This is a genomic window from Paraburkholderia sp. TE9906 (assembly GCF_056279605.1).
The window spans coordinates 208032-222166 of the sequence record NZ_JBWCCT010000003.1 but is presented as its reverse complement, the minus strand read 5'-3'; the positions used below and the strand labels follow the sequence as shown (position 1 = coordinate 222166).

Below are 14135 nucleotides of genomic sequence, written 5' to 3'. Positions count from 1 at the left end.
GCGATGGCTCTTAACGCTGGAGGTTCTACCCGATCGCGCCGCACGGCATTCATGGGCGCGACGGTCCTGTTCGGGCCGGACTCGCTCGATCCGGTGTCGGCAACTATTCAGGTGGACGACGAGCCGATCATCGTGCGCGCACATGCGCTCGGTGTCGGCGAAAGCGTGCGCGTCGAGCTTGTCGACGGACCGGGCGAAGGGAAGTACTTCACCGCGTACATGATGAGCGGCCGCCAGGTCGTCATGACCCGGAAGTGCAATCAGATTGCGATCGCAATCCCTGGCCGATATCGCTTCATCCTTGACGGGGCGCTGGGTGGCGCATACGTGACTTACTTCGCGGCGTCGATGACCCACGAATTTTTACTTGGAGCAATGAACATGAGTGGTTGCTGCGGAGAAAGCCCAACCTCACTACCCCCCAGCGGCCCGGCCGGCGGCGATCTGGAAGCAAGCTACCCGAATCCGACTGTGAACGGCCTGGCTGCTATCAACCGGATCATGAGCGATGCGAGTGCGAAGGCGCTGTTGACGACGCTGTTGCAGTCGCTGTCTCTGGCGCCGTCCGGCTCGGCCGGCGGCGATCTGACCGGGTCGTATCCGAATCCGCAAGTCGATGTGCTGCGTGTGACTTCGGCGATCGCGAACAACCCGCAGGCGCAGCAGATTCTTGCGAGCGCGCTGTGCGCGGCCCTCGCGTGCTGCATTCAAGACGCGATCAAGGACGTGCAGATGTCGCCCGACCAGGTGGCGGCTGTATTCAATCGTTGTGACGGGTCGCGGCATGTGCCGGGCAATGCGATTCCAACGTGCGGGGAAATGGACGTCCGGATCACTCAGGCCATCGGCAGTATCCCGATGGACAAGTTTCTGGAACTGGTCGAGTTCAATCCCGACACCTTCGAGATGACGTTCGAAATCGAAGGAGGCGAAACGTTTGTCGTCAACCTTGCCGAACTCATCCCGATCAATGCCGGTGCGGCCTTTTCCGGCAACGGCTCTGTCGCGGCGCCCCTGCAACTGCAACTTAGTCCGACTGGCGGTCTGAGCGTCACGAATGGCGTTGCTCTGCAACTCACGCCGGGCGACTTCAACATGCTGAAGATCGACACGAGCGGCGGTGTCAATGTGATCTTGGGGGAGACCGCCCCAATGGTAACGAGCTCTGCCGATAGCCTTCCTACCGACATGATCGGCGGCCGCACCATGATCCTCGGCGAACCTACGGGGTGGGCCGACATCGGCGACGGCCGCAAAGTGCCGTTCTACAAGTACTGATATCGGCAACGGAAAGGAGATATAAATGGTCACGAAGGTACTGCCTTTAATTAACGACGGACGCTCGCAGCATCGGCCGATTGATCTGGGCCAGGGTGAAGCACTCTCCGGCGCAACGGTTCAGCTTTCCGCAGACGCGAGCAACCTGCTGAAGCTCGGTAGCGACGGTGGTCTCTATGTTGTGGGCGCGTCTAACGCTGTGGATTCCGTGGGGTATCTGACGGCCAACGGTATGGCCATCACAAAGAACGTTGCATGGGGAATGGGGGGGCCTACGATCAAGGCCAGCTCCGGCCGGCTCTCGCTAGGCGCGTCGGTGACAGTGGGCGATCAGCAGTTCACGCTTCTGAGACTCGCGCAGGGCACGTACGACATTGAGATGTCACAGAACTGGCAGTGGTTGAGCGGACCGACCTCCGGTAATGCTGCTGGGTCATCGGTGAATCTGATGAAGTTCACGCTGAGCCCTGATCTTTTCAGCGTCCTTTCGATTTCCAGCATGGGCGTATATCAAAGTCTGTTCGCCAATGCCAATACGGTGCAGCAGGTGGCACAGCGCTCGCTGTTCCGGGACATAGCGATCGACCCCAACCCGCTGATTCAGTATGGGCTCGTGGCTCAGTTCATCAACGGACAGGCAAGTCAGTCAGCGTCATTGTCCGGTTCCATCGTGTCGATTGATCCGGCGAGTGGATCGGTCAATTCTGGTTTCGACGATTCGGGAATCCGGTTCCGCTTCATGCCGAAGTAACGATTGGACAACTACTTTTTGAGGTCATCATGAAAAACACGGCATCCGCACCGAAGCCGAAGATCGTACAGAAATCGGTTCCCAACACAATCGGCCAGCGCAATACGCATGTGCAGCCGGCGCGCAGCGGCAGCGGCGACCGTGTCGCGATGCCCGCAAAGTCGTGTAACTGTGGCGGCACCGGTCGTCGATGAGGGCGCCTAACGCCCAGCAGCTCAACGCAATCGAGCTGCTCCAGAAGCGCGGGGAAGCCTGGCAAATCTTTATGGCCTGGCTCTCTGAGAATCAGATGCGCGCGCAAGACCTATGCGTGCGTGCCGACGATGAAATGAGCGTTCGTCGATTGCAGGGCGAGGCCCGATGCCTCGGCGAACTTGTTTCGATGGTCAAACCGAAGCAGTAACAGACGCGGGTTCTTCCCGCACCAATGCACCGACTGGCAGCAATGCCCGTCGGTTTTTTTTCGCCCGCGATTTGACTTGGCCCTCGCGGGCTTTTTGTTTGTGACTTCCGCCGATGGCGGCTCACGGAGATTGAACGATGGCACTCCCCCGACACCTGAAGGGCAAATTCAACGCACTCGACGGCGCACCTGTCGCGCTCGCAGCGGATACCACGGCTGGCCAGACGGCCACTTCCGGCGCTCCGACGAACGACGCAGCGACTGCGCAAACGTTGAACGGTGACGCCTCGCAGACCGTCCAGACGGGCGATGCGGCCACGTCGGCAACTCAGACGGGCACCACCACCACGGCCGCGACTGCCACCTTGACGGATGCCGGCGACGCCACTGCCACCACCACCGCGACGACAGGCGACACCACGGCGGACGCTGGCACCGATGCCAACTACCGACGCATGGAAGGCCGCTACAAGGCTGATATCCAGCGCCTGAAAGATCAGCTTGCCGAAGCCAAGGAAGCGGCGCGCGGTACCGCACACCTCACCGATCTCCTGATGGAGACACGCCAGGAACTTGCGGAGCTGCGACGGGCAGGAACAACGGCCACCACCACGGCGCCGAGCGACGCCACAGCGCGTACGACAGCGGCCGCAGCCGAGCCCGAGATTCCGACTCTGAGCGATGAGGAACAGGCGACGTACGGCGACTTCATGCCGGTTGCCGAAAAGCTGATCGCTCGCGCCACCGCGCCGCTGCTGAAGGAAATCGAGACGCTCAGGAGCCAGGCCGGCACCGTGACCGAGCGCATCGGGCAGAGCGAGGAAGGGCTGTTTGTCCGAGACGTGGCCAGCCGCGTTGGCGACATGGAGGCGATCACGAAAGCGCCCGAGTGGCAGGAGTTCCTGAAGAAGCCCGTCCCTTACACGCGATTGAACGTGGCTGAAGCGCTGAAGACGGCGCACCAGGCGCGCGACATGGACACGATCGTCGGCATTTTCGACGACTTCAAAAAGTCGCGTCCAGCGCCCGCCGGCGACACGCCGACCACGACGCAGCAGGACACGCAGCCATCCAGCGCGCAAGCCACGCAGCAAGCCAACGGGCTTGCTCAATTCGCGACACCCGACCGAACTGCAGCGAATGCCTCCGGCATAAAGGCGCCGAAGTTTCGCGCATCCGACTACCGGGCCAAGGTTGACGCCATGCGCACCGGCCGGATCTCGAAAGAGGACTTCATGCAGTTCGAAACAGAGTTCAACGAGGCTCAAAGAGCGGGCCTTGTTTCACAGACATGAGGTAGGAAATGAAATCTTCCGCAGGTTATTCGCAGTACAGCGACGCGCTCATTACGCCGCACTTCGGCGATCGACTGATCGCGCGCGGGTATTGCTCGTTCGTGGCCGGCGACATCACCGATACGGACTATGCCGGCGACCTGACCAAATCGGGCGACCAGATCACGTACTTCATCGAGCCGGAAGTCTCGATCGAGGAATACCAGAAGAACGGCACACTCAACCCGCAAGAGCTGGAAAGCGAATCGATCACGATGGTGGTCGACCGCGCGAAGTACTACAACGTCAAGCTCGATCGCATCGACGAAAAGCAGATCGCTTTCATCGATAAGTGGGTCGAGTCGTTCCTGAAGCGCGCCGACTACAACATGAAGCGCTTGCTGGACCCGGAAGTCCTGATGCGCATGGCGTTCGAAACCGCGCCGACGAACAAGGGCATGAATGCCGGCAAGGAATCGCAAAGCCAGGACCTGGGCGAAATCGGCAATCCGCTTCCGATCACCGCGGCAAACATCATCGAAGTGCTGACGCGCCTCGACGTGGTGTTGCGGGAGGCATGCCGCTGGGAAGACGGCCAGATGTTCGTGATCCTTCCCAACTTGTCGCGTAATGCGCTGATGTCCAGCGACCTGAAAGCCGCCTACCTGACCGGTATGTCCCAAAGCCCGATCCTCAACGGTCGGTTCCCGCTGGTCATCATGGGCTTCAACATCTACTTCACCGATCAGGTTCCCACAGTGCAGGACCTCGCCGTAGGCAAGACGGCTTACTGGATCGTGGCAGGCCACAAGAAAGCGACGGGTTTCGCGCAGCAGCTCGAGGACCACGAAATCATCACGATGGAAAAGTCGTTCGGGAAGTACTACCGCGGCCTGTGGGTCTACGGTCACAAGCCGTTCCTGAAGGACGCGCTCGCCGCGCTGTACTGCACGTTCTCGTGATCGCCTCGCCCGCAGCATGCTTGCGTGCGCCGGTCGATCCTCGCATCTTTTAAGGAGCCACATCCATGTATCACCCACTCCAACACGGCGGTCTCCCGAGCCGCAACCCCAACAACGAGATGTATCCGTCGGTCATGTTGCGCCCCGGTGACTATCTCGCGCAGGCGGCGCACCGCGCGCCGGCGATGTTCTCGAACACGCGGCTGTTCGACTTCAGTCAGAAGGACGCGCGGCGACAGGCCGGCCTGCAGCAATATCTGCGTCGCCTCGCCAATGACGGTGCCACGCTTTCTCAGGGCGACATCATCGGCGCGTGCGCGATCGGTTCGGGGTCGCTGCTGGTCGGCTATGCCTGGGGCGTCGAAAACCCCGAGGCCGGTGTGACGTTCGCGATCAAGACGCACTTCGGCGGGCTGGCGCTGGAAACGGTCAGCGCGGCAACGGTCGATTCGAATGCGGCATTCCTGGACACGCCTGTCTGGGTCAAGGACGTCGAGCTGCTGGATATCGAACTTACCTCGTTCCCGGCGAGCCTTCCGACCGATCTGCGTTTCTGGGTCTCGCCGATCATCATCACGCCACAGATCGGCAACTGATCCGGACGTAGCAGCGATCGCAACCAAGGCCGCGCCGGAATATCGGCGCGGCCTTCTTCTTTCAGGGCTTCCCATGAAACAGTTTGCATATCAGGACGCGCACGGCGTGGTCTATCCGGCGCATCCGGCGCTCGCCTTTCAGCCGGGTCTCATTCCCGGCGAGTACGACAGCGAGACGAAAACGTTCACGCCGCAAGGCAATCCGAAGGAACAGGTGGGCGTGATCATCACCGACGGCACGAAGTTGCAATCCGGTCTGCGCGACGACATGGGCGCTGGCACGGCGCCGATCCATTCGGGCGTCGCATTTACGTTGCCTGCCGAGCAGACCGACAACAGCGCGGAATTGGAGGCTCGCATCGCCGAGCTGGAGCAGGAATTATCTGACGAGCGCGAACGCAGCGCGGCACTCGAGGCGCAGGTGCTCACGCTGCAATCGCATCTTGACGCGCTCACGAGCGCGGGCGGCGCGACGGAAGGCAGCGCTTCGGGCGAGCAGGGCGAGGGCACTGCGGGCGGCGAACCGGGCGCCACTGACGCAACAGGCGCCGACGGTGCGGAGCAGTCGCACGGGCTCGAGAGCGACCCGCCGGCGACTTCGACGAAGCGCGCGCGTAAGGTCTCGTAATGTCCGGCACCGTTGACGATCTGGTTCGCGAGGTCGCGCAGCTTCTGAGCGACGCCGAGGAAGGTTTCGAAATGCAGCAGTGGACCGAGGGCGAACTGATCGAGTACGCGAACGACGCGGCAATCCAGTTCGTGATGCTGCGCCCCGATCTTGCCTCGACGTCGCGAAAAGTCGAACTCGAACCGGGCGCGCGCCAGCAGCTACCGGACGAAGCGACGCACTTCTACCGCGTCGCCGGCACGCTCGACAGCTTTGGGCGCGTCACCGGTCAGCCAACGCAAAGCGGCTATGAAGCCGCGCGCGTCGCCGCTAACTGGTTCGTACCGCTCGCATGCGCTCCCCGCAGCGGTCCGTATGTGGTGCGCTCGTTCTCGGTCGACCCGATCGAACAGACGGCGTTCTTTGTCGAGCCACCGGTACCGCCTGGGCAGAAAGTCACGGTGATGGTGAACTACACCGCGGTGCCTGAGCACGCCGGCGCAAAAGACCCCCTGCCGATGCCCGAGAGGTTCCACAACGCCGCGATCGAATGGATGCTGTACCGGGCCTATTCGAAAGAGCAGGACAGCCAGAGCAGCAGCGCGAACGCGACATCCCACCAGAACAGCTTCTACAGCTTGATCGGCCTGTCGCAAAAGGTCGATGACAAGTACAGCAAAGACGTAGGGGCGACGAATGGATAACTTCATCGAGCGCACGCCGCTGGACGCGTTCTTGCCGTTCGTGATGGCGGCCGCGCGAGGTTTGCCCGAGACGATGGCGACCGCGTATATCCGCCAGGCGTGCATCGACTTCTGTCGGCGCAGCAACACGCTGCGCCGGCGAGTGACGCTCGACCAGCAGCGGGACGTCGTCGATTATCCGATCTGGCCCGACGACACCGAGCAGATCGCGCGTGTAACAGAGGTGCGGATCGGAACCAGCACGTATCGGGCAAAGCGCGATCACCTCGAATTCAGTCATTGGGGCGTGCGCTACACCATTCGCGACGGCCTCGTGCATCTGTCCGTGCGGCCTCAGAAAGACGTGCCCGACGCGGTGGCCATCGGGTTTGTGGCCACGCCAACGCAATCGGCGTGCGAGGTCGATTCAGTCCTTTACGACGACTGGCAGAACGCGATCGAAGATGGCGCGCTTGCGCGCATCTACCAGTTGCCCGGTTACGAGTTTACCGAGCCCCGGCTCGCGACGTCGCGCGGTGCCAGCTTCGATGAGCGCATTGCCCGTGCCCGCGTGCAGGCACTCAAGAGCGACACGACGGCCACGACGGTGGCTCTCGCCCCGCGCTTCGTCTGAGGTCGACATGCGACGTCCCTCTATTGTCCGGCTTGATCGGACTGTGGCTAGAACCGCCTTCAGCTTTGCCACGTCGAGCGCATGTGCGGCCGATCCGCGATGTATGTGGCTTGAGCTGCACCGCATCGGCACCGATATCGCGCCGATCCGCTACGCGGCTGCCGAGCGTGACGACGACGGCCGCATGGTGTTCGAGTGGGACCGGCGTCTTTTCTGTGCGGCGCCGGGCTTCTACAAGGCCCGCTTCTCTGTGTCCGGCTCGATCTGCGGCGAGCTCGTCGTCGAACTGCGCGACGACTGCCGCGTGACCGGCTCGGAAAACATCGATCGCGCTGCGGACTGCGACGTGTTCGACGGTTCGCCGACCGGTTGCGGTTTCCTCAACTGCGGTAATGGCGCGTGCGACTGCGCACCCGTTATCGAAATCTACGTCCCACCCTACGACGTTCCCCGAGGCTGCTAAATGTTTCGATCAATGCTTGGCTTCTCGGCCACGCTGCGCGGCCGGCTGACTGCTGACGCGCTCGTTTTGCCACTCCATGACAACGATATTGCGCGGATCGCCGCGGCGCTGCCCGGTGCCGGCGATTACACGCGGCTGGTGATCGGCGGCTCGCATCGCTTCGAGATCGTGAAAGTGACCGGGCTTATCGGTGGCGCAGTGATGATCGAGCGGAACGCCGAGGGTACGGACGCAGCGACTCATACGGCCGGTTCGTGCGTCTCGTTCGCATGGACGCCGATGAATCTGGCGGACTTCATCACCCAGGGTTTCGGCGGCGCGCAGCCGGCCGTGTGCGAAGTGCTGGCCGGCTCCGATCGCGTGCAGATCACGCAGGCCGACTGCAGCGTCACGGTGGACGTGCCGGCGCATGCGGGCGCGTCGTGGCGCGCGGGAAATGCCGAATACACGGCGGACTCGCGCGGTGAGATCACGTTTCGCCCGCTGACGACGCAGATCCCCGACGGCGAGTATGTGAACGCCTCGCTGACAATTCGCGACGGCTACGTGACGGCGATCGCATCGGGCACGAACATCGTATTCTCTGGCGGCGGTTGCTGTGACGGTGGCGGTTCCGGCGCGGGCGGTGCCGGCGCCCCCGGGCCGCAAGGCCCACAGGGACCGCAGGGGCAACCGGGCGTTCAAGGTCCGGCCGGGCCACAGGGCCCGCAAGGTCCGCGCGGCCCACAGGGCATGGATGGACCGGCGGGGCCAGCCGGTCCCGTTGGTCCTGCCGGATCGGCCGTGTTGGGCGGCGCGGGTGCGCCCGCGGCGAACGTCGGCAACGTCGACGACTTCTATATCGACACGATCAACTGGATGATCTACGGACCGAAGACGGCGGCCGGTTGGGGCGCCGGTAGGTTGCTAATCGGCCCGCAGGGCGTGCAGGGTCCGCAAGGATTGCCGGGTGCGGACGGCGCTCAGGGGCCTGGCGGCGCTGACGCGACACAGGCGAACTGGAGCCTCGCGCAGGACGGAAACCTCATCTATGTCGTGGGGCCCGTCGGCCAGCAGTTCACCGTGGAGACCGCCGCCGGCATGCAGGTCGTCGGACAGACGACCGTCCCCGCGAACGGGCGGGCAACGCAAAACTACCCGCCAGGAGCGTCGCCAGTGCCGACCTTGCTTTTCATCAAGCAGGCCGGTCTGTTCCTTGGCGCTGGAACGGTTGTCATCTGAATGCCGGCCGTCAAGATCAACCATTTCGGCGGCGTGGTGCCGCGCTACGTGTCCGCACTGCTGCGCGAGAACATGGCGGCCGAGGCCGAGAACGTGAAGCTGTGGCACGGCCTGCTGGAGCCTTTCCGTCGACCGGCGCCGGTCTACACGTCAGACGCTCCGTGTGTGCGAACCATGCACCGCTTCGGGTGCCGGTGGCTCACGTGGGCCGATCCGTGTGTCGAGGTGGCCGAATGGTTGCCGACGTGCGAGCGCGTCTACGTGACGGGCGTTGAGTCGTATCCGATCGTCGCGGAAATGCCGGACGGTGCCGATCCTTTTGTGTGGCGCCGCGTCGGCTTGCCGTTGCCCGATACCGCACCGGTCGCGACGGCGCTCGACGCCACGCTGCCCGATCGCATCAGCAGCAGCAGGATCTACGTCTACACGTACGTGAACAGCTTCGGCGAAGAAGGCGCGCCATCGCTGCCGAGCAACGAGCTGCTCGACATGCACGAAGGGGCGGCGGCAGCGATCGACATTCCGGCGCCGCCGGCGGGCTGGGATATCGCGGCTATCCGCCTGTATCGCGTCGCGTCGCAATTCATCGACGGCACGCAACCTGCGCAGCAGACTGCGACGGTCTACCTGTTCGTGACAGACCTCGCGGCGATCGGGCAGCAATACGTCGACGCGGCGAATACCGACGAGCTGGGCGAGCCGCTGGTGTCGGAGCAATACACGCCGCCGCCCGCCGGCCTCGAAAACATCACGCAGTTGGAGAACGGAGTGCTCGCGGGGTCGGTGGGTAATCAGGTCTGGTTCTGTGAGCCATATCAGCCGCAGGCCTGGCCGGTCGACTATCTGCTGGTCCTGGACGACAACGTGCGCGCGATGAAATGGCAGGGAGGAATTCTCTACGCGATGACCGACGGCCACCCTTACGCGATCACCGAGGAATGTCCGGACGGCCAGTGTTGCCGCAAGGTGTTCCGCTTCCCGAAGGCCGCGCCGATCGTCTCGCGCAAGAGCGCCGTGCAGGCGCCCGACGGTGCGATGTACGCGACGCTGGGCGGTCTCATGTATCTGTCGGGCCGACGCATGAGCATGGTGACAGGTCCGTGGTTTGCGTCGGATGACTGGCAGGCGCTTCTGCCGCACACGATGATCGCCGCCACTGTCGAAGGCCAGTATATGGGCGTCACGATCTGCACAGGCTTTCTGTTCGATATCCGTGACGGCATCGAAAACGACGGCCTGCAGAATAACGACCTGATGCCACTCACGTTAACGCCTAACGCCGCCCACACCGGCCGCGACGGGAAGCTGTATATCGCGTTCGGCAACATAGTTCACGAGTGGGACGCGGGCGCAGAGTTCATCCCGTACCGGTGGCGCAGCAGGACGACGGCCACGCCGGGGCAGATGAATTTCTCTGCCGCACTCGTGACACTTGACGCCTACGCACGTGAGCGAATCGCGCCCTTCGGCGTGGAGTTTAAGTTCATCACCGACGCGCGCCTGGCGCTTGCTCGGCCCGTGAAGCGTTCGCAGCCATTCAGGCTTCCGCCAAACCGGCGAAGCATCGACTTTGCTGTCGAGGTGTCCGGCGTCGAGCGCGTGCGCGAAATCAAGTTCGCGAGCAGCGTGCGCGAACTAGCGGTTTGATTTAAGACTTGTCCCATAGACGTATGGTGTGGACATGCCACTGTTTACCACTTTTCAATAGAGTGAAACATGTGGCGATCTGGTGGACTTGTCTGTGTATTGGCTTCAATGCTTCTTGCCGGGTGCGCGAGCACACCATACGAGGGCGCGGCGAAATTGAATGCCCTATCTGTCGGCATGTCGAAAGATGACGTGTTTGCGGTCATGGGGATGCCATCTACATCGTCGGCTGAGAGCGCCTTTGAATGCCTGGAATATGTGTTGCTACAATACAGTGCCAACTACACGCGGACCCGACCCGATCGGTACTACGTCGTGCTCCGAGACCGAAAGGTGCTTGAATACGGGGAAGGTTCTTGTTACACCGGCCGGTTTGATTCCTACAAATATCGGGACAAAGAAGCGGCTAGACAAAAGCAAATTGACGGATTCGAGTTGCTGTCTATCGGTATGTCCAAAGCGGAATTCAAGAAGGCCATTCCGGACGAGCCAGCCCGATCAGTCCGTGACGATCGACATGCGCTTGAGTGCCTCGAGTTCTTTTACCCCAGTGGAGATGGAAAGTCGAAGACGCGATTCGCGGCGTTTAAAGCGGGCAAGCTGGTTGCGTCTGGCAACTCAACTTGTGCGCACGAAGCTGCGTATGAGAACTTTGCATCGGGCGGCAAGTACCACTATTTAATAGCGAAGTAGCGAAATCAACACGTTGAATTGAGGCCCCGGCGGGAGTTGTCCCCGACCGGGGCCTTGTGTTTTGGGAGCCAGAAGTGACTACAAAGGTTTACGCGCAGCAGGACTGCAACTATCGGCATATCACCGACACGATCAACATGCTTTCCGGCGCAGTGCGCGAGGTGAATCCGGACGCACAGCCCGACCCGGTACAGGCGCTTCAGGCCATCACGTTGGCCGTTACGGGCGCGCGCAAAGATCTGTTCTTCGCTGTCGCGGAAGCGAACGGAATCACGGCTGGCTTCATCGGTGGGACGCTTTCAAATTTCGCGTTCGAAGATCGCACCTATGGGCAAGACATCCTCACGTATGTGCTTCCCGAACACCGTGGCACCACCGCCGAACGGGATCTCTCAGAAGCCTTCGTTGAGTGGTGTTTCGGAATGGGCGCGTCAGAGGTGCGTGGCTACCTGCTCAATAGCGAGAATGCCGAGCGCTTCGCGCGAGCGGCCACGCGCTATGGATGGGAAGCGCGGGGCACCATTATTGTTCGCAAGCGGGGTGAATGATGGGCGGCGGCGGCGACGCTGTATCGATCACCAACTGGTCTCAGATGCAGGACCCGTTGGGCCAAGGTGTCCAGTACGGCGTCAATCAGGTCTGGATGAACCAGCAGGCCAACGCAAACCAGTGGGCGGCACAGGCGAAAGCGAACGATGACGAATGGCGTGCGCAGCAGCAAAAGAACACTGAAGCCTGGAACGAACAGCAGAGTAATTGGCGCACCGCGTGGATCGTCGCGCAAGCGGCATACGCGGCAGCACAGACCCTACTGGCGAACAACGCCCTCGACGCGGCTAAGGATGCCGCTGAAAAGCAGTACGACATCGCCAACCGCCAGCAGACGATTGCCGAGCAGGAATATGCGCGCTACAGCACGCACTTCGCGCCGTGCGAGGACGCGACCATCGACGAGGAATGCGCGCGGCCGGAGTACGTCGAGCCGATCGAGGACGAAGCCAATCGCGCGATCGTCGATATCCGGCGCCAGTTCGGGATTGCTCGCGCGCAGGCGCAGCGCCGGCGCAATCGCTACTGCATCGGCTCAGTGATCGCGATCGACCGCCAGTTCTCTATCGACGAGGCACGTGCGGCGGGCGAAGCGAAAGAGCGCGTGCGCCGCTTCCTCGAGGAGCGACAGGAATCGCGTCGCGACAAGTACTTCAATCGCAAACTTCAGCTCTTCAATATCGGGCGGAACATTCAGGCGTCGTCGGTCGGCGAATTCAATGCGGCCGCAGCGGGATTCGCGCGCGGCAGCGATATCGAGCTCGCCGGCCGCAATCAGTTCTACGGCGCGATCCTGTCCAGTCTGGGAGGGCTGATGGGCGCAGGGCTATCGATGGTCGGTGCACCGACCGGATTCGGCTCGCAGCAGGGCGGCCGCAGCAGTTCGAGCATTGGCGGCTCCAGTTCGTTTGCATCCACGGTCGGTTTCGGCGGCGCCGGCATGATGGGGCCCGGTGGTCTCGGTTATGGCTTTGGCGCATCGGGCGGCGGCACCCAATGGGATGCCAACTCGCTCGGCCCATCTTCGACTTTCGCGTGAGGTAACGGGTAATGGCTTACTACGGCATCGCCGGCTTTGCGGGCGATTTCAACAACGTCCGCGACAACGCGCTCATGTCGGGCGTGAATGCCGAAAACAAGATGCGTGACTCGTATCTTGCCGACTATCAGATGCCTGAAAAAATGTCGGCGTCCGATGCGAACGCGACGGCGAACTCGATCGCATACGACACGCTGAACACCGGCTATAACGACATGGTGCAGCACGGCGTGAACAACGCGTCGATCAATGCACAGCAGTCGGGCATCAACCTCGACAAGCTGGCCGCCGATCAATCGATCCAGAAGCTTCGCGCGACAGCAGCGCAGCTGGGTATGACGAACCCGGCCGACATTTCCCGATACGTGTTTTCCAATCTGCCACCCGAACAGGTCGCAGCGAATCCATACCTGACAAACGCTGCACTCGAGCAGCAGCGCGCCGCTGGGCAGACCCAGACCAATCTTGGCAGCGCGCTTGGCGGTACGCTGGGCAGCGGCATGATGACGAGCGGGCTGCACGACCTCGGCTATGGAATCACGGCGAGCACCGACGCGAACGGAAACGTCGTGTACACGGACGCTAGCGGGAACCGCTCCACACCATTTTCTCGCAGCGGCCAGATCCCATCTGCTGTGGCCTTCAGTGGCAACGTCGACCCGGTGGCGACCTACTACGGCAACCTGGACAGCATGGCGGCGCAGAACGCGCGGAATAACGCGCAACTGGCCTCCCGTGATGCGATCGCACAAATGCACTATGGCAATGCATCGGGAGCGCCTGGCAACTTCCGTGCTCTGCAAACGCAATTAAATGCCTACCAGCGGCTCTACACGCCACAGGCAAAAACCAACCCAATTGAGGCTGCCAAGACGCTGCAGATAATCCGTTCTATATCCGCGCAGATGCAGGGCCAGCCGGCCGGGACGTCCACTGGCACGGGTACATCAGGCATGAATGCGATCACGGGGGGCGGCGGTCCTGGTGCAGCAGGCGCTGGCATGACGGGTACCGCTTCGAATCCGTTCGGCTATCCCGATGACACGGCTTCGAGCGCGCCGTCATTGCCGCCGCCGGTAGGTTATGTTCCTCCGGTCTCTCCAGTTGTGTCGGGCACTGCGGTAGCCGCGCCGACGGCTGCGCCGCTGACAATGAGGCAGTTGCAGGCTGCTGCCGAAGCACCACAGCCGGTATATCTCAATGCGTTACGCGGCGCACCACGCCAACTACCGGTTTTGTCCGATGCAGTCCAAGGCATGCCGGCGGTGCCGGGCGGCTTCACCGCCAATGATCTCGCACTGCTCAAGCTGCTGCGCGGCGGTTGAAGGAGCACAC

15 protein-coding genes are annotated in these 14135 nt (G+C 62.2%); all 15 read left to right on the top strand.

Features of this window, described 5'->3' with window-relative positions:
* Positions 1-3 precede the first annotated feature (3 nt).
* The 15 genes from ACZ9H4_RS08720 to ACZ9H4_RS08650 all read left to right on the top strand — a co-directional run bounded on the left by ACZ9H4_RS08720 (position 4) and on the right by ACZ9H4_RS08650 (position 14125).
* Complete coding sequence (locus ACZ9H4_RS08720) at positions 4-1278, top strand: hypothetical protein (RefSeq protein ID WP_476118785.1); 1275 nt, start codon at positions 4-6, stop codon at positions 1276-1278.
* A gap of 25 nt (positions 1279-1303) precedes the next feature.
* The gene (locus ACZ9H4_RS08715) at positions 1304-2029 is read left to right on the top strand and encodes a hypothetical protein (protein ID WP_476118784.1); all 726 of its coding nucleotides are present in this window, start codon (positions 1304-1306) and stop codon (positions 2027-2029) included.
* A gap of 540 nt (positions 2030-2569) precedes the next feature.
* Complete coding sequence (locus ACZ9H4_RS08710; protein ID WP_476118783.1) at positions 2570-3727, top strand: hypothetical protein; 1158 nt, start codon at positions 2570-2572, stop codon at positions 3725-3727.
* A gap of 8 nt (positions 3728-3735) precedes the next feature.
* A complete protein-coding gene (locus ACZ9H4_RS08705; RefSeq protein ID WP_476118781.1) occupies positions 3736-4668 on the top strand; it encodes a hypothetical protein in 933 nt (310 codons plus the stop codon).
* A 65-nt stretch (positions 4669-4733) separates the two neighbouring features.
* Positions 4734-5264 carry a hypothetical protein gene (locus tag ACZ9H4_RS08700; RefSeq protein ID WP_476118780.1) on the top strand — a complete coding sequence of 177 codons (531 nt, stop codon included), beginning with the start codon at positions 4734-4736 and terminating at the stop codon, positions 5262-5264.
* A 73-nt stretch (positions 5265-5337) separates the two neighbouring features.
* Positions 5338-5892, top strand: coding sequence for an FtsB family cell division protein (locus ACZ9H4_RS08695; protein ID WP_476118779.1), 555 nt, complete (start codon positions 5338-5340; stop codon positions 5890-5892).
* Positions 5892-6575 carry a phage adaptor protein gene (locus ACZ9H4_RS08690; RefSeq protein ID WP_476118778.1) on the top strand — a complete coding sequence of 228 codons (684 nt, stop codon included), beginning with the start codon at positions 5892-5894 and terminating at the stop codon, positions 6573-6575. Before ACZ9H4_RS08695 ends, ACZ9H4_RS08690 begins: the two co-directional genes overlap by 1 nt.
* Entirely contained in the window at positions 6568-7188 is a 621-nt protein-coding gene (locus ACZ9H4_RS08685; RefSeq protein WP_476118777.1) for a hypothetical protein, read from the top strand. Before ACZ9H4_RS08690 ends, ACZ9H4_RS08685 begins: the two co-directional genes overlap by 8 nt.
* A 103-nt stretch (positions 7189-7291) precedes the next feature.
* Entirely contained in the window at positions 7292-7651 is a 360-nt protein-coding gene (locus ACZ9H4_RS08680) for a hypothetical protein (protein ID WP_476118776.1), read from the top strand.
* Complete coding sequence (locus ACZ9H4_RS08675; RefSeq protein ID WP_476118775.1) at positions 7652-8872, top strand: hypothetical protein; 1221 nt, start codon at positions 7652-7654, stop codon at positions 8870-8872.
* Positions 8873-10519 (top strand): hypothetical protein, encoded by a 1647-nt coding sequence (locus ACZ9H4_RS08670; RefSeq protein ID WP_476118774.1) that lies wholly within the window; start codon positions 8873-8875, stop codon positions 10517-10519.
* Between the two features lie 69 nt (positions 10520-10588).
* Positions 10589-11212 (top strand): hypothetical protein, encoded by a 624-nt coding sequence (locus tag ACZ9H4_RS08665; protein ID WP_476118773.1) that lies wholly within the window; start codon positions 10589-10591, stop codon positions 11210-11212.
* Between the two features lie 74 nt (positions 11213-11286).
* Positions 11287-11760, top strand: coding sequence for a hypothetical protein (locus ACZ9H4_RS08660; protein ID WP_476118772.1), 474 nt, complete (start codon positions 11287-11289; stop codon positions 11758-11760).
* A 56-nt stretch (positions 11761-11816) separates the two neighbouring features.
* A complete protein-coding gene (locus tag ACZ9H4_RS08655) occupies positions 11817-12800 on the top strand; it encodes a hypothetical protein (protein ID WP_476118771.1) in 984 nt (327 codons plus the stop codon).
* 11 nt (positions 12801-12811) lie between these two features.
* A complete protein-coding gene (locus tag ACZ9H4_RS08650) occupies positions 12812-14125 on the top strand; it encodes a hypothetical protein (protein ID WP_476118770.1) in 1314 nt (437 codons plus the stop codon).
* Positions 14126-14135: the final 10 nt, after the last annotated feature.